This is a genomic window from Bradyrhizobium sp. 604_D8_N2_3, assembly GCF_051810765.1.
GTDB classification, from domain to species: domain Bacteria; phylum Pseudomonadota; class Alphaproteobacteria; order Rhizobiales; family Xanthobacteraceae; genus Bradyrhizobium; species Bradyrhizobium barranii.
Genome location: NZ_JBPWPM010000001.1, coordinates 8,409,762 through 8,425,579 on the forward strand (window position 1 = coordinate 8,409,762; position 15,818 = coordinate 8,425,579).

Sequence of the window (15,818 nt, forward strand, 5' to 3'; positions counted from 1 at the left end):
GATCATGCTCTAGTCGTTGTCATCATCATAGGGACGTGGTGGCGCGGCGACAGGCGGCGGCGCATTGTTGTAGCGCGGCGGCGGCACAGCCCGGCCGCGCGGGACCGGCTGCTGCGGCTGGGCCTGGTTGTTCGACTGGAACACCGCCCGGCATGCGCTCGAAAGCTGCGGCGTGTTCTGCTGCAGGCAGGTCACAATGCGGTTCGTGTCCGGAATCTGGTCGCTGCACAGGCGCCAGACATCCGGCGTGCACGCCATCTGCTGTTCCATTGTGCCGCGATAGTCCTGGGCTGATGCCGCGCCCTGCGCGACGATGCCGCTGACTGCAAGCGCCAGACCCATCGCAATTCGCTCTGTTCGCATGTCCCGATCCTTCTCGCTTTCCTTGATTTGTCTTCAATCAATGAGACGCGGTCAGGTTCTGAACCAACAAAAAAATGTGAAAATGCGGCGGGAACCTATTCCACCTTGCCGATCTTCTTCACCGCCGCGATCAGCCGCGCGCTGTCCGTCGCCACGAATTGCGAGAATGCCGGCGCGTCCTGATAGGCGGCCAGACTGCCCGAGGCCTCGAAGCTCCTGAGCACATCCGGACTCGTCATCACCTTCGCCATCGCTTCGCGCAGGCGGCTCGCGACCGGCGCAGGAAGAGCGCTCTGTGCAAAGAGCCCGGCCCAGATGTACATCTCGACGTCCTTGTAGCCGAGCTCCTGAAAGGTCGGAACGTCGGGGAAGCTCGCGATGCGCTGTGCGCCGCAATTGCCGAGCACGCGCAGCTTGCCGTCGTCGACCTGCGGCTTCAGGGTGCCGGGCGCGGCTGCTATCGCCTGCACGGTGCCGCTGAGCAGCGCGGTCAGCGCCGGGCCCGCGCCGCGGAACGGAACATGCAGCAACTTGATCTCGGCGCTGCTCGCGAACATCTCCATCGCGACATGCAGCGTCCCGTAAGGACCGGACGAGCCGTAAGTGATTTGGCCCGGCCGCTTCTTCGCATCCTCGACAAAATCCTGCGCCGTCTTCCACGGCGCCGAGGCCGGCACCGCGAGCAGCGTGGGATCGGCGAGGACGCGCGCGATCGGCATGAACTGCGAGACTTCGTACGCAACGGGTCGGTCGAACAGGCGATCGGCCTCGGGGAGCACCGCGAGCGAGGACAGCGTCATCAGCAGCGTGTAGCCGTCGGGCTCCGCGCGCGCCGCCGCAGCATTGCCGACCGATCCGCCGCCGCCACCGGCGCGGTTGTCGACAATGACGGGCTTGCCGAGGACCCGCTCCAGCGCCATCGCGACCGGACGCGCGGCAAGATCGGCCTGACCGCCCGCCGGAAACGGCACGATCATGGTGATGTTGCGCACCGGATAGGCTTGCGCGAAGGCCTTGTCAGGTAAAGCAGCCCGCAACAACGGCAATGCCGCAGCCGCGCGCAAGAGATCGCGTCGATCCATCATAGTCCCCTCGCCCCCGATTTTCTTTGTTTCGCTGGCAGCCTAACCGGCCGAGCGGCAAGAACAAGGCGTTTACGAAGTATTGACCATGTTCGGCCCGGCCCGGAACGCTTCCCTGAACCCGCTGTTGCCCTCTTGAGGGAGTGGGTGATGCGGAATCTTGCGACCATCGACGTCGCCCTGGACGAGATGCTGGTGAATCTCGCAGCGATCGTCTTGCGGCTTTCAAAGCCCGAATTGACGCGAACGCCGGAAGCGCGGCGCGCGCTGGCGCAATCGGTCCATCAATACGCCGCCTGCGCGGCACGCTCGAACGACCCACGTGTGCACGAATTGAAGACGCAGCTGGAAGGGACGCTGAAGCCAGCCTTGCGCATTGTCGCAATCGACGGCGTGAAGGTGTCGTGATCGGAAGTCGTAATCTGAAATGGTGGGCACGCTTCGCTTTGCCCACCCTACGATAGTTGTGCGGAGGATCGACGAGCGAGATCTCGTAGGGTGGGCAAAGGCGCGCTCTTCGCGCGCCGTGCCCACCATCATTCTCCGAACTGCCCCGCGATATCCCGCATATCCCCTCCCCAATCCACGGGGAGAGTGCCTTGGTCGACGTAGCGATGGAAGCTGCTGAGCGACCAATCGCGCACACGCGTGACGAGGCCATGCTTCACTGGATTGAAGTGGATGTAATCGACGTGGCGCTCCAAGTCCGCGTCGTCTCGAATCGCGTGCTCCCAGTAGCGGCGCTGCCAAATTCCCTTCTCGCGCTTGAGTGACTTGCTTGCCGAGCGCTCCTGCGCTTCCAATCCTCGCGAGAAACCGCCCTTGATCAAATTCCAACGCGACGAAAAGTCGGAATCATTCTCCGGGAGCGACCAAATGGCATGGAGATGGTCGGGCAGGATACAGATCGCGACGGTCTCGAACGGTCGGCGCTGCTGAACGGTTTGGTAAATTCGTCTTAGGCGATCAACATGATCCGCGAGCAGAGTGCTTGAACGATCGGCGAGCACGACCGTAAAGAAGAATGTGCTGCCTTGTGTGCGCCGATATCGAGACATCTGCGATCCCATCAGGCAAAGGCGTGGGCACGCTTCGCTTTGCCCACCCTACGATAGCCGTTTGCAGGATAGACTAGCGAGATCACGTAGGGTGGGCAAAGGCGCAACGCGCCGTGCCCACCAAGGGATCTACCCCGCTTTGTTGACACCCTTCTTCGGCCGCCGCTTGCACGTGCCTGGCAGCTTCGCCGCGAGAAAATCGCCGAGCGCCTCGACGCGTGCGGGGCGCGGGCCGCCGGGTGGCGTCACCAGATGCACGGCGCCTTCCGCCTGCTTCCAGTCTTTCAGGATCACCTCAACCTCGCCGGACGAAATCGCCTCGCCGACGATGAACTCGGGCAGCTCGGCGATGCCGAGACCGGCGATCAGCGCCGGCATCACGGCTTCACCGTTGTTGACGCGAAGCTGTCCGCCCGGACGGACGCTCGCCTGCTCGCCTGCCGAATTGGTGTAGTTCCAGACATTGGGCGTCGAGAGATAGGCGTAGCTGAAGCATTTGTGTTCGGCGAGATGCATCGGATGCGTGGGCCGTCCATGGCGCTTCAGATAGGACGGCGCGGCCACCGTGAAGCGCGGCATGGTGAAAAGCCGCCGCGCGATCAGCGAGGAGTCCGGCAGCCGCGCGATCCGCACCGCCATGTCAAAACCCTCGCCGATCAGATCGATGGTCGCATCGCTCAGATGCAGATCGACCGAGACCTCCGGATAGGTTTCGAAGAACTCCGGCAGCAGCGGCGCCACCGCCTTGATCCCGAACGTCATGGGCACGGCGAGCCGGACCAGGCCGCGCGGCGCCACCGATTGCGCCAGCGCCTCGTTCTCGGCCGCCTCGCCGTCGACGAGCAGACGCGTGGCGCGTTCGGCGAGCTTGTGCCCGGCATCGGTCAGCGCCAGCCGCCGCGAGGTGCGGTTGAACAGCCGGGCACCGAGCCGTTCCTCCAGTCGCGTGACCGCCTTGGACACCGTTGCCTTGGACATCGCGAGCTCGCTCGCGGCCCCTGCAAACGACCGTAATTCCACGACTTTTGCGAAAATCGCGAGCGCCTCGAAATCGGGAAGTTTTGCCATGTGCGCCGGTCCAATTGGGGTATTCTGGGAAACAATGCGTTTCAACAGTTTCTATTTCTATACCACAGGCGGAGGCTTATCCAAGGGGCATCAGACATTCAGGAAATGGAGAAATCCAATGACCAAGAAGCTCTCAGGCAAGGTTGCCCTCGTCACCGGCGGCTCGCGCGGCATCGGCGCGGCCTCGGCCCGCGCTCTCGCCGATGAAGGTGCGGATGTCGCCATCAGCTATGTCGCCTCGCCCGAAAAGGCCGAGGCGGTCGTTACCGAGCTCAAGGCCCGCGGCGTCAAGGCCCGCGCTTTCAAGGCCGATCAGGCCTCGGCCAAGGACGTGACGCAGCTCGTCAATGACGTCGCCAGGGAATTCGGCCATCTCGACATCCTCGTCAACAATGCCGGCGTTGCCGCCGGCGGCGCGATCGACGATGCGAAGGCTGACACGGCCGCGCTTGAACGGCAGGATTCCATCAACGTACACGGCGTGATCGCGGCGATCCGCGCTGCTTCGCAATTGATGGGCGAAGGCGGCCGCATCGTCACCGTCGGCTCCATGCTCGCCGACCGCGCCTCGTTCCCGGGGCTTGCCGACTACGTCGCCACCAAGGCGGCCGTCGTCGGCTACACCAAGGGCGCGGCACGCGACCTCGGCCCGCGCGGCATCACCGTCAACGTGGTGCAGCCCGGCTCGATCGACACCGACATGAACCCGAAGGACGGCGGCGAGTTCGCCGAGACGCAGCGCAAGCAGCACGCGCTGCAGCGCTTCGGCCGCCCCGAGGAAGTCGCCGCCGGCGTCGTGTTCCTCGCAAGCCCGGAAGCCTCCTTCGTCACCGGCACGGTGCTCAACGTCGACGGCGGGTTCGGCGCCTGATCAAGGCGGCAGCCGTTCAACCCAAAGGATCACACAAAGGAATTACGCAGATGATCGAACTCAGACCTTTCGCAAAGCTCGGCGGCGCCGATCACGGCTGGCTCAAGGCCAAGCACCATTTCTCCTTCGCCAGCCACTACGATCCGAACAACATGGGCCACGGCGCCTTGCGGGTGTGGAACGACGACGAGATCGCGCCGAACACCGGCTTTCCCGCCCATCCTCACGCCAACATGGAAATCATCACCTATGTGCGCGAGGGCGCGATCACCCATCAGGACAGCCTCGGCAACGAGGGCCGCACCGAAGCGGGCGACGTGCAGGTGATGAGCGCCGGCAGCGGTGTTCGCCACTCCGAATACAATCTCGAGCCGACCAAGACCCGGATCTTCCAGATCTGGATCGAACCGACCGCGCGTGGCGGCCAGCCGACCTGGGGCTCGAAGCCGTTTCCGAAGGCGGACCGCACCGGCAAGCTCGTCACCATCGCCAGCGGGATCGAAGGTGACACCGATGCGCTGCCGATCCGCGCCGATGCACGGGTGCTCGCCACCACGCTGAAGGCCGGCGAGAGCGCGGAGTATGAGCCCGAGAGGTCGCGGCATCTCTATCTCGTGCCGGCGGCAGGCGCGGTCGAAATCAACGGCGTGCGCGTCAACGCCCGCGACGGCGCCGCGATCCGCGACGAGGACAAGCTGAAGATCACGGCGCTCGAAGACTCCGAGCTCGTGCTCGTCGACGCGGCTTAACAACGCGCTTCGTCATGGCCGGGCTTGTCCCGGCCATCCACGCCCCACCATGGGCGCACAAGAACGTGGATGCCCGGGACATCTAGCGCGAAGACGCGCTTCGCGCTTCTGCCCGGGCATGACGTCCCCCACAAACAGTCAACATCGATCCCAACGGAGACCACCATGACCAAAGTTCTCGTCCTCTATTATTCCGCCTATGGCCACATCGAAGCGATGGCCAACGCTGTTGCCGAAGGCGCGCGCGAGGCCGGCGCCACCGTCGACATCAAGCGCGTGCCCGAGCTGGTGCCGGCCGAAGTCGCCAAGGCGTCCTATTACAAGGTCGATCAGGCAGCACCCGTCGCCAAGATTGAGGACCTCGTCAATTACGACGCAATCATCGTCGGCACCGGCACCCGCTTCGGCCGCATGGCCTCGCAGATGGCGAACTTTTTGGACCAGGCCGGCGGGCTCTGGGCCAAGGGCGCGCTGCACGGCAAGGTCGGCGGCGCCTTCACCGCGAGCGCGACCCAGCATGGCGGCCAGGAGACGACGCTGTTCTCGATCATCACCAATTTGCTGCATTTCGGCATGGTCGTGGTCGGTCTGAACTACGGCTTCGCCGGCCAGATGAAGCTCGACGAGGTCACCGGTGGCGCCCCCTACGGCGCCACCACGATCACCGGCGGCGACGGCAGCCGCCAGCCCAGCGCCAACGAGCTCGCCGGCGCGCGCTATCAGGGCCGCCAGATCGCGGAGACCGCCAGGAAACTTCACGGCTGAGCCTCGCAGTTAGGCTTGGCGAACGACCGCATGGCTGATGCGACGGGGGCGGCGTTCTCATTCGGGAATGCCGCCCCATCTACGTGGTCGGGATATTTGACCAAAAGCGATACGAATGGCTTTCGAACTCTTGTTGATCGCGCAGATGATCCGCAGGCCTGCGCAAGCATTGGCGCGGCGCTGGTATTGCCGCAGCCTGTTCCGCGCCTCGCGCGGCCGGCTGCATTGCGCCGGGTGCGCGAAATCGTAAGGCGCGAGCGATCAGTCACGCCTGCGTGAGGTCGGCGTGCGGCTTGATTGAATTCGTCTGGACGGGTGCCGCAGCCGTCGAAAGCCACCAGCCCTCACCGGCAAACCAGCACATCTCGTCCGGAGCGCCCTCTCTGCGCAGCGACTGCACGCTCTCCCATCCTTTGGCGAACGCCTCGGCCAATCGCCGGCCGGCATCTGCGTCCTGCAGTCCCGCGCAGCCGATGAACTGGGCTCGACTCAGGAATTTCGCCGGCCAGACCGCGCCCTCGTCCGGGCGCGTGATCATCAACATGCCACCGAGCATGCCCTCCGGCGCCAACGGAAACACCAGCCGGCCGCCGGGCCGCAGCGCATCGAGCCATTCCGTGGCCGGCTGCGCCGCGCCCGCACAGACGTAGATCACATCCGCTCCCGGTAAATCGGACGCGATGCCCGAGCGATCTTCCAGCTCGACATGCGGGATGTGCTTCAGATTTTCGCGCGCGAGTGCCGCCAGGCGTTCGTCGATCTCATAGGCATGGACACGGCCCGAAGGTCCCGTGAGCTCGGCCAGAATGGCCGTGTAGTAGCCGCTGCCGGCACCGATCTGGATCACCGTCTCGCCTTCCCGCACGCCGCAGCCGCTGAGCCAATAGGCGTGCGCGCCCGGCATCCCGATATTGAGGCCGCGCGCCGGATCCAGCGCCAGAAGCGTGTTTTGATAGAGGAAGGCGGGGTCATCGTCGGGCGTCACGACATAGGGATGACCACCGACGGAGATCGACCACGGTCCGGGCCCAACGAAGGGTTCGCGCCTGACCGTGCGAAAGGCCTGTTCGATACGGGGATCCGTCGTCTTGGCTGCGGCGCAGATCAACTGCGCATAGAATGCGCGATATTTTGCCGAACGATCTTCCATGTCGCCTCCGGAAAGCGGAGGCGACGATAGCACAAAGCGCGCGATCATCGAAGCTCGGCGCAATCGAAGGCTTTGTGACAGCCCGGTGACATGTCGATCGCGCGGGCCACGCCTCAACCGCGTTCGGTCTTCTTCCTGATGAGGTCTTTACCGATCGGTCGCGCCGGCTCGCTCCGCAGCACGAGCGAGGTCGTCACAGCGCCGAAGCCGGCGATACGATCCACGATCGTCTCCAGATCTTCCGGCGCCGGAACCAGCACCTTGAGCACGAAGCAATCATCGCCGGTCACGCGATGGACTTCGACGATGTGCGGAATCTCGCTGAACCGTTTGAGGCAGGTCTTGATGTGCTCATGCGAGGTGCGCAGGCGGACCAGCGCCATCAGGCCGAGCCCTAGCGCGCGCGGATTGATGCGGGCGCCGTAGCCTTCGATAATCCCGGCTTCCTCGAGCCGCTTCACGCGCTCGGAGATGGCCGGCTGAGACAGCCCGACGGAACGGCCGAGCTCGGACAGCGGCACGCGCGCATTGGCCTGCAATGCCTCCAGGATCTTCAGATCCTTGGTGTCAATGCTTCCGAAGCGATCCAAGACAATTCTCCATTCCACCTTGAGATCATCGGCAGATGATCTCCTTCGCCGATGACTTGCCATGTGACGCAGCACCAAGACCGGCCACACTGCACGTGCATCTCAGATATCACGGGACGATCATGCACGACATCATCACCTTGCCCGGCCTCGGCGGCTCCGCAGAGACTCATTGGCAGACACTCCGGGAGCGCAACGATACACGTTTCACGCGGTTTCAGCCGGCGAGCTGGGACCGGCCGGAGCTCGCCGATTGGGAGCAATCCCTGGAACAGGTGGTCGGGCGCTGCGCGAAGCCGCCGGTGCTGGTCGCACACAGCCTCGCTTGCCTGCTGGTGGCGCACTGGGCCACGCGCTTCCCATCCACGATCGCGGGTGCTTTTCTGGTCGCGGTGCCCGATCCCGATGGCGCCAATTTTCCCGCGGAGGCGGCTGCGTTCAAGCCGGTACCGGACCGTACGCTGCGCTTCCCCTCGCTCATCATCGCCAGCACCGACGATCCCTTTGGCAGGCTCGATAAGACGCAGCAGCGGGCGCGTGCCTGGAAGTCCGGTCTGATCGTGCTGGGCGCCCTTGGCCACATCAATGCGTCGAGCGGGCTCGGCGACTGGCCGCAGGGTCGCGCGCTGCTGGACGCCTTCAGTGCCGGCCTTTCGAGATGACGCGGGTGCGGGCGGCCTCCGTCACCGCATCTTGCGTATCGCCCGGCTGGCGAAGGCGGCGAGCCTGGGATAGCGACGCAGGTTCTGCGCGGTATGGTCGCGCCATGCATAGGGAGCGCCGCGCCAGGACAGTGCGATGCTGACATCGGTCAATGCGACCTTCGCGGCGCCGAAGCGGCGCTTGTAGTCCTGGTTGCCGATGCTGAGATCGAAACGGCGCACGCCCTCTGCATGCAGCGCCGCCATGGTCCGTTCGGTGACGAGCAGCCCCGGCGAGCAGTTCGACCATGAATCGCCGGCGTGGCTGATGCGCAGGAGGAAATAGCTCGCACCAGACCTGACGCCGAACGTGGTGGCGACGACGGCCTCGTCGCAGACCAGCGCCGAGATGACGGCATAGCCCTCCGCGATACCCTGACGGGCGACCTCGCGATAGAATCGGGCATGAGCGTCGTCGTTGAGGACGAAGCGCGAGCCGAGCTTTCGCATGCGGGCCTGCTGCTGGACATCCATCACGTCCAGCAGCTCGCGCGCACGCGCGACATCCGCCGCGATCTCGAGCCGCGCGCCGGCATGACGGCTGAAGACCCGCCAGCAGCGCGGCATCTGCATGCGCTTGATCGAGGCCCGGTAGGCCTCATAGTCGTCGCCCGTCAGCACGAGATTGCCGTTGAGCGAGCAGGATCCGATCCGTCCGAGCGACACCAGTGGGTTCGGCTTGCCACCGACATGGGCCGGCATCTTCTTCAGCCGCAGCAGATCGAAGCGGTCGGGCAAGGCGCGCACCGCGTCGATCAGCGCCTTGCCGATCGCATCCGTCGCCGCAGCGTCCAACGCGGCATCGAGCGCCAGGATCGGCGCGTTGTTGTCGGAGACGCCGAGATCGGCGAATTCGACGATGCGGATGCCGCGCCTGATGTGGCTGATCATCGGCACCACCGCGATGTCCTTGCCGGTCGCGGCATCGGAGATCAATGCGATCAGCGGTGCAAAGTCGTGAAACGCCTCGTACCATGCGCCGAGCCAGTAACCGTGCTGGAATGCGGTGCGCTGCCCCGCGCTCAGGCGCGATGCGGCCTGCCGCCAGTCACGCACGAAATCGACAGCGATTCCCGACGTGCTGGACGCAAGACCATCTGATTGCTCGACGCTGAGAAACGTCATCCGCGGGACATGCGATTACTGAATGTTTCCAGATAGATTATGTTTGTCGCAGACCACAAGTGACGTAACGGCTTATCGTTAAGCCAACATCACTATCGCTTCGGCTGCGACAAGCTGTCAGCGCTCCGGTTCCGTCTGTTCAACGCATTGGAACCTGGCGAGGAAATGCAGGCCAGCCACTGCAAGCGCGAACATGAACCAGATCGGATTCTGCCGTTCGAGCAGGAAGGTCTCGGTGGCGCCGTAATACAGGCCAAACAGCCATACGGTGAGGAACAATTTTGCCAGCGCGCGACTATGGTTGTGAGCCTGGGCCGACTGGAAATTGCCGAGCGGTGCGAGCACGAAGACGAGAATCACCAGCAACAGCCCCGGCAAGCCGATGGTGACCGCGAGGTCGAGATAGCTGTTGTGGCTGTGCGCGGCGGACGTCGCCCATTCGGACCCCTGGGCAGTCTGCCGCGCGGTCACGTCGTCCCAGAACGCCGCATAGCCGTGACCGATGATCGGCTTCTCGGCGACGGCCGCGAGCGCGAATTCCCAGATCGCGGAACGGCCGGTGAAGGTGGGATCGAGCGGAAGCAGCCGCGTCAGCGCCCCGAGTGCCGGGCTCAAGACGCTGCCGACCGTCAGCAGGTTCATCACGATCAGCGGCACGAAGCAGATGAGCCGCTTCAGCCACAGGCCTGGCGTGACATAGACCAGCGAGGCGAGCGCGTAGATCGCAAGGCACAGCACCGTCGATGTCTTGCCGCCGGTGAAGATCAGGAAGATGCCGGCAAGCGCGGCGATCGCGGGCCCCATCACGAACGAGCCGACGCCGCAGAGATAAATACCGACATAGACCAGGATGGTCATCACCGGCGAAGCGATGTTCTTGTGGCCGAAGCTGCCGCGCCAGTCGCCGGCAAGCTGCGGCTCGGTGAGATCGAGCGCGGTGTGCATCGAATATTGCGGCGCGAGGAAGACGCCGAGATAGCACAGCACCAGCAGCACGAGCGCGGCGCCGCCTAGGCACAGGTTGAAAGTCCGCTGTGTCGGCGGCAGCAATGGCAACAGCATGGCGAGCGACGTCACGCTGACCGCCAGCACGAAGCGCTGGATCGAAACGCCGCGACTCTCGGAGAAGACGATGTTGATCAACAGCCAGCCGACCAGGCAAAGATGCAGTGGCGTCACCAGGCTCTTCAGCGCAGGCGCATCGGTGCCGGCGACGAACAGCATCGCGACCGCAGCCAGCAGACCCCAGGAGATATAGGTGAGCGCCATGCGCCCGCCGACGACCGTGGTCACATCCTCGTTGCGAAGGTCAGGAAACGGATCGAGCGTGATCAGCACCAGCAGCAGCGCCGCAACCGCGACGAGACAGCGCGCCGCCTGCGCGGCATTCAGCCCCGCGAGCCCATCGTGCAGGACGTGGCCCAGCGTTCGGGTCTCCACGTCGGTCATGTCAGCGACGCTGCGATCCATGGCTCGAGGCAAATGGTGAAGCCGGGGAAACTCGAAGTGTTAGCCCGTCCCTGTTAAGCATCCGTCAACCAGCACGCCCGAGGCCCGCGACGCCGTCTGCGGCCCCACGATGCTGCGCGCGATCTCGTAATATTGCAGCGCCCGCTGCTCCAGCGTGAGATTGTCGAGCACGAAGCCGCGCGGATCGAACGCATCAGCGGTGCACCCGGCCCAGAAACAATCCCAGCCCGCCGCGAACCCCGCGATGTCGATGAACTTGGCGCCGCAGCGGTCATCCCAATACGGCACCGACGACACCGGCGCGAACTGGACGCGGTGCGGATAATAATCCGGGTCGCGCCACGGGCCGCCGGGGTCCCAGGCGAACACCGGCACGCCGCAGGACAGAGCCTGCTGATAGGCGATGCCCTGGCTCTCGTTCTGGCACAGGAAGATCATCGCGCGCGAGCGCGCCAGCGCGGCCTGATAGTCTTCTTCCTTGTAGCTGCCGTAGCGCAATTCCGTGAACGAGCGGCCCTCCTTGAGGAGGCGGGCGCGGACGGGCTCGATCAGCTCCGGCGCGTAGCGCTCGCGGTCCCAATGGACCTTGTCGTAGATCAGGACGTCGACGGTCTTTTGCGACGGCGCCGATGGCGCCCAGAGATCCGTGTCGATGCCGATCGGCCAGGCCTCCGTGTCGGGCCAGTACGGCCGGTACATGTCGACGTACCAAGGGCCGGGCACCACGACCTTCTTCACCGGCAGCCGCTTGAACAGATCAGGATCGTCCAGCGGATGATTGTGGGCGGCAACGCCGAGCAGGATCGGATTCTTCCACGCGAACTTGTCGAGCAGGAAGGTGCGGCCGATGATGCAGGCGAGTTCGTCGGGATGCTGCGCGATGTAACCGTAATCGTTGACGCGGTAGCGGATACCGAGCCGGTCGAGCCCTGCGCAGAGATTGAGGAACACGCGAAGCTGCCCGCTCATGCGCGGCTCACCGAGCAGCATCCGGCGCGCCATGCGCCGCAGATGCCGGTCGCCGGGAAACCAGCGATCGTCCTTGTCCTCGTAGAAGAGGTTGAGGACGATGGCATCGGGGTCGTGTTCGAACGTCTTTGCGGGCACTAGATCCATCCGCGGCAAACAGGTCGGCATTCTCGCATGGGACCGGCTGTCGCACTCTTCCAAATTTGCGACAGGCTTAATGCCCGCGGCTTAACGCTAATCTACGAAACCAGAAACACGCAGGCCTTCGCGACAACGATTTGGCCGTAATGCGAGTATCATTCGCGGCGGGCCAATGTTGCGATTGATCGCAATGCCAGTCGGCAGATGCGCCCTGGTTAACAGACCCCTAAAGGCGAGCCGTGGCTCTGATCACCGCCGAAGATGTTCTCGATTTACCGGCTACCTCGCGCGTCGTTCCGGCGCCGCGTCTCCCGCTGCCGGCCGGCTCAACCACATCGGTGTCCGTCGTCATTCCCGCCAAGAACGTTGCGGCCTATATCGGCGAAACCCTCACCAGCGCGCTGGCGCAAGGCGAGATCACCGAAGTGATCGTCGTCGACGACGGCTCGAGCGACACCACCACGGCCATCGTCCGCGCCATTCGTGACCCGCGGCTGCGCCTGATGACCAACGAATCCGCCGGCGTATCCGCCGCGCGCAATCTCGGCGCACGATATGCGAGCGGCGAATGGCTGCTCTTCCTCGATGCCGACGACCGCCTGCGCCCCGGTGCGGTCGCGGCGCTGCTGGCGGCGGCCCGCAATGCTCCGCGCGCGGTTCTCGTCTACGGCGACTACAACACGATCGACAGCGAGGGACGGCAGATCGGCCGGCGGGGCCTGCTGAAGGGACGCCGCAAGCCGTCCGGCGACGTGCTGGCGCGGCTCGCGGCCGGCAATTTCATCGTCAATGGCGGCATCGCGCTCGCACGTGCGGAGGCCTTCCGCGCCATCGGCGGCTTCGACCCTTCCCTCAGATATTGCGAGGACTGGCATTGCTGGTGCCGCCTCGCCGCCATCGGCGAGTTCGAGTTCGCACCAAAGCTTCTGCTCGACTATCGCCTGCACACCGCCAACACCATGAATGCGGCCGTGCGGACGCCGAAGGACTTCTTCCCTGCGATCGCGCGGGTGTTCGACGATGGGCTGATCCTGGCGAGACTGCCCGAGGGTACGGCGGCCGGGCTGCGCCAGGCCGCCGAGGTCCATCTCGTCACCTATTCGGCGATGCAGGCCGTCCGCTTCGGCAGATATCGCGACGCCTTGGCTTATCTCGGGATGGTCGGCCGGCGCTCGCTCAAATCGCTGCCCCGCGCCGCGGTCAGGGTCGCCCTCGCCCGTTTGGGCATCTAACCCGCGTCAAGATACGATTTTCGACGCTTCGTAGGGCTTCGGTGCGAAGCCGAATGCTGCGAGCATGGAGCCAAGCGCGACCAGCGCGGGATGCATGGCGACGACGGCCTTCGATGTCGCGAGAAGACGAGCGGAACGCGCCAGCGACAGCGGCAGCCGTCCGAGCATCTGCGCGAACACTCGCGCCCGCGCGCCCGCGCCCTGTGCGGCCTTGTACTGCACGCGATAATTGATAGCGCCAATACGCAGGCCGCGCTTGGCGATCCAGCCGAGGCTGGTGCGGCTTTGCGGCACGGTCTCGGTGATGACCGCCTCAGCCGTCCAGTGGAAGATCATGCCGGCATCGCGGCACCGCACGAAGAAATCGCAATCGCCGCCGCCGAGGAAATTGAAGCGCAGGTCGAACGCGGGACGATCGAACCGCTCGAACGCCGCACGCGTGATCAGGCAGTTGCCACAGCCATAGATCAGCGGCACCGCGCCGCTGTAATCATAGGCGGGGCAGAAGGCGGGATGATGTGCGAGCCAGGGCTTGCTGTCGTCGTCGAAGACCGGCAGCACCGGCCCGCCGACCACGTCGGCGCCGGTCGCCTCCGCGGTGCGAACCATCAGCTCGAGCCAGTCGGGCGAAGCGATCTCGTCGTCGTCGATCATCAGGAAGCGGGTCGCGGCGGGAAACAGCGCCTGCGCCGTCTCGAAGGCGGCGTTGATCGCCTGGCAATTGCCCTGCCGCTTCTCGACCAGGCAAACGCCCTGGAGCCGGCCGTCGGCCAGATACTCCGCGGCAACCGGCGCGCTTTCGCGCCCCGCCGCGTCGTTCTCGACCATGACCACCGCGAAGGAGCGCGGGGTGCGCTGGCTCACGAGCGAGTCCAGTGTCAGCCGCAGATGGTGCGGGCGGCGGAAGCAGGGAATGCAGACGACGATGCCGACCGACAGGTCGATGACGCGGGAGCTAGCCGCGATCTCCCGGTTGGGATCGCGCACGGCATCCGAGATCCGGCTGGCGGAAAGGTCTGTCGGGATCAGCGTCATGGCATCCTAGATGTCCGATATGTATTGAAAAAGCCCTGCGTCAATCACGCAGTAATCGGCGCTGTCCTGCGACGGCACATCGCCGCGGGACAGATCAGTCCCAAAATGAACGGCGGGCCCGAGGCTCGCGACGGCGCAACGCCGCGGATCTCCCGCCCTTCATACGCTTAACCGCTTTTGCGCGTTTCTCCTGCAAGTCCCCGCATACGTGATAGTGCAATTCGCAGTCCATCACGCGCACGACAGCGCAACATGGACAATGCCGTAGTTAACGCCTCCCCGCATTAACCCGACCGTAAGCACCGCGACCGGTGAAGCGGCGCGGCATCGGATTTGCTCTTCGGGCATGCGAGATTTTTCCTGTAAATTTGAGTCGAACAAGCGCGGTCAGAAAAAATGAACAAGCCAGCCTCGATCGATTTCGCGACAGCCACGGCGATTCAAATCCCAGCGGCCGGTGCACGCACCCAGGCGCTGCACGATCTGGTCCCCGGCGAAGCCCGCGACAGCCTGCTCGCCGTCCACGACGTGCTACGCCGCGAGCTGCCGCAGGGCCAGCTCGCCACCTACGAGGCCGGCGGCGGCTCGTGCAGCGTCCTGCCACCGGAACTGCTCAACCGCAGCAAGGTCACCGTCGTCGACATCGACGAGGACCAGGTCCGCAACAACACCTACGCGGACGAGGCGATCCTCGGCGACGTGCAGACTTACAGCTTTGGACGCGAAACCTTCGATCTGGTGATCTGCTACAACGTGATCGAGCATCTGCCCCATGTCGATGCCGCGCTCCTGAATTTCCGCGACGCGCTCAAGCCCGGCGGAATGATCCTGATCGGCGCACCCAATCCGCGCTCGCTGTCGGGCGTCGTCACCAAATACTCGCCGCACTGGTTTCATGTCTGGTTCTACCGGAATATCCGCGGCATCAAGGATGCCGGCCTGCCCGGCGAGCCGCCGTTCCCGACCTTCTTCCATCCGCTGGTGACGCTGCCGCGGCTCGAAGCATTCGCCGCGGCCAACGGCCTCGAGACGATCTACCGCCGCGAGGTCGAGAGTCCGCGCTATCCCGAGATGCGCCGGCGCAAGCCGCTGTTCGCCGCTCTGGTCGATGCCGGCGCCGCCGTGATGAACGCCGTGCTGCCGGACAGGATCGACGTTCGCCGCGGCGATTACCACGTCATCCTACGGAAGCGCTGACAATCATGACACGCGCGCGGTCCATCGCAGGACGAGCGAAGCCTGGCGGCCTCGCTGCGCGCGGTAACGAACCGTTAATTCCTTGGGGACCTCAGCGTCACCGCGACGCGTCGAAGAGTGGCATGCGCTTAAACGCTTTGTTTGCCATTTCGGTGAATAGTCCCTCAATGAGTATGGTTAATTTTCCCTGTTGCGTTGATTGGGCACCTATATCCCGGGTGCGTGGCGTAAAGCGAAGAGTAACCCCTCAGC

At 64.6% G+C, this 15,818-nt stretch carries 17 protein-coding genes; 7 read left to right on the plus strand and 10 right to left on the minus strand.

Annotated features, from left to right (window positions below; all coding sequences use genetic code 11):
- Positions 1-9 precede the first annotated feature (9 nt).
- Positions 10-363, minus strand: coding sequence for a hypothetical protein (locus AB7245_RS40455; RefSeq protein ID WP_085403389.1), 354 nt, complete (start codon positions 361-363; stop codon positions 10-12).
- Positions 364-458: 95 nt separating this feature from the next.
- Complete coding sequence (locus AB7245_RS40460) at positions 459-1,445, minus strand: tripartite tricarboxylate transporter substrate binding protein (RefSeq protein ID WP_085403438.1); 987 nt, start codon at positions 1,443-1,445, stop codon at positions 459-461.
- A 150-nt stretch (positions 1,446-1,595) separates the two neighbouring features.
- Here AB7245_RS40460 and AB7245_RS40465 point away from each other — a divergent pair, with 150 nt between their 5' ends.
- Positions 1,596-1,853 carry a hypothetical protein gene (locus AB7245_RS40465; protein WP_085403390.1) on the plus strand — a complete coding sequence of 86 codons (258 nt, stop codon included), beginning with the start codon at positions 1,596-1,598 and terminating at the stop codon, positions 1,851-1,853.
- Between the two features lie 128 nt (positions 1,854-1,981).
- On the opposite strand, the gene AB7245_RS40470 is transcribed toward AB7245_RS40465, so the two are convergent.
- Together AB7245_RS40470 and AB7245_RS40475 are read right to left on the minus strand one after the other, a co-directional pair.
- Positions 1,982-2,503 carry an REP-associated tyrosine transposase gene (locus tag AB7245_RS40470; RefSeq protein WP_085403391.1) on the minus strand — a complete coding sequence of 174 codons (522 nt, stop codon included), beginning with the start codon at positions 2,501-2,503 and terminating at the stop codon, positions 1,982-1,984.
- 129 nt (positions 2,504-2,632) lie between these two features.
- Positions 2,633-3,571, minus strand: a complete 939-nt coding sequence (locus tag AB7245_RS40475; protein WP_085403392.1) for a LysR family transcriptional regulator — start codon at positions 3,569-3,571, stop codon at positions 2,633-2,635.
- Between the two features lie 118 nt (positions 3,572-3,689).
- Between AB7245_RS40475 and AB7245_RS40480 the strand changes: the two genes are divergently transcribed.
- The 3 genes from AB7245_RS40480 (at position 3,690) to wrbA (ending at position 5,956) form a co-directional block, all read left to right on the plus strand.
- Positions 3,690-4,442: an SDR family NAD(P)-dependent oxidoreductase gene (locus AB7245_RS40480; protein ID WP_028147961.1), complete on the plus strand. Its 753-nt coding sequence runs from the start codon at positions 3,690-3,692 to the stop codon at positions 4,440-4,442.
- Positions 4,443-4,492: 50 nt separating this feature from the next.
- On the plus strand, positions 4,493-5,191 hold the full coding sequence (locus AB7245_RS40485) for a pirin family protein (protein ID WP_085403393.1): 699 nt from the start codon (positions 4,493-4,495) through the stop codon (positions 5,189-5,191).
- Positions 5,192-5,356: 165 nt separating this feature from the next.
- A complete protein-coding gene (wrbA, locus tag AB7245_RS40490; RefSeq protein WP_071909485.1) occupies positions 5,357-5,956 on the plus strand; it encodes an NAD(P)H:quinone oxidoreductase in 600 nt (199 codons plus the stop codon).
- 265 nt (positions 5,957-6,221) lie between these two features.
- On the opposite strand, the gene AB7245_RS40495 is transcribed toward wrbA, so the two are convergent.
- Complete coding sequence (locus AB7245_RS40495) at positions 6,222-7,106, minus strand: protein-L-isoaspartate O-methyltransferase family protein (protein WP_085403439.1); 885 nt, start codon at positions 7,104-7,106, stop codon at positions 6,222-6,224.
- Positions 7,107-7,219: 113 nt separating this feature from the next.
- Entirely contained in the window at positions 7,220-7,696 is a 477-nt protein-coding gene (locus tag AB7245_RS40500) for an Lrp/AsnC family transcriptional regulator (RefSeq protein WP_014491880.1), read from the minus strand.
- A 122-nt stretch (positions 7,697-7,818) separates the two neighbouring features.
- Between AB7245_RS40500 and AB7245_RS40505 the strand changes: the two genes are divergently transcribed.
- Positions 7,819-8,358, plus strand: a complete 540-nt coding sequence (locus AB7245_RS40505) for an RBBP9/YdeN family alpha/beta hydrolase (RefSeq protein ID WP_085403394.1) — start codon at positions 7,819-7,821, stop codon at positions 8,356-8,358.
- A 21-nt stretch (positions 8,359-8,379) separates the two neighbouring features.
- Here AB7245_RS40505 and AB7245_RS40510 read toward each other — a convergent pair whose 3' ends face one another.
- From AB7245_RS40510 to AB7245_RS40520, 3 genes are all read right to left on the minus strand, one after another.
- On the minus strand, positions 8,380-9,522 hold the full coding sequence (locus tag AB7245_RS40510; RefSeq protein ID WP_085403395.1) for a GNAT family N-acetyltransferase: 1,143 nt from the start codon (positions 9,520-9,522) through the stop codon (positions 8,380-8,382).
- 117 nt (positions 9,523-9,639) lie between these two features.
- Positions 9,640-10,992, minus strand: coding sequence for an O-antigen ligase family protein (locus AB7245_RS40515; protein WP_085403396.1), 1,353 nt, complete (start codon positions 10,990-10,992; stop codon positions 9,640-9,642).
- A gap of 39 nt (positions 10,993-11,031) precedes the next feature.
- A complete protein-coding gene (locus AB7245_RS40520; RefSeq protein ID WP_439035592.1) occupies positions 11,032-12,099 on the minus strand; it encodes a glycosyltransferase in 1,068 nt (355 codons plus the stop codon).
- Between the two features lie 248 nt (positions 12,100-12,347).
- On the opposite strand from AB7245_RS40520, the gene AB7245_RS40525 reads away from it, so the two are divergent.
- Positions 12,348-13,334, plus strand: a complete 987-nt coding sequence (locus AB7245_RS40525; RefSeq protein ID WP_085403441.1) for a glycosyltransferase — start codon at positions 12,348-12,350, stop codon at positions 13,332-13,334.
- A 6-nt stretch (positions 13,335-13,340) separates the two neighbouring features.
- Here the strand turns inward: AB7245_RS40525 and AB7245_RS40530 are convergent, their stop codons facing one another.
- Positions 13,341-14,369, minus strand: coding sequence for a glycosyltransferase family 2 protein (locus AB7245_RS40530; protein ID WP_085403397.1), 1,029 nt, complete (start codon positions 14,367-14,369; stop codon positions 13,341-13,343).
- 396 nt (positions 14,370-14,765) lie between these two features.
- On the opposite strand from AB7245_RS40530, the gene AB7245_RS40535 reads away from it, so the two are divergent.
- Positions 14,766-15,566 carry a class I SAM-dependent methyltransferase gene (locus AB7245_RS40535; protein ID WP_085403398.1) on the plus strand — a complete coding sequence of 267 codons (801 nt, stop codon included), beginning with the start codon at positions 14,766-14,768 and terminating at the stop codon, positions 15,564-15,566.
- The last annotated feature ends 252 nt before the right edge of the window (positions 15,567-15,818 follow it).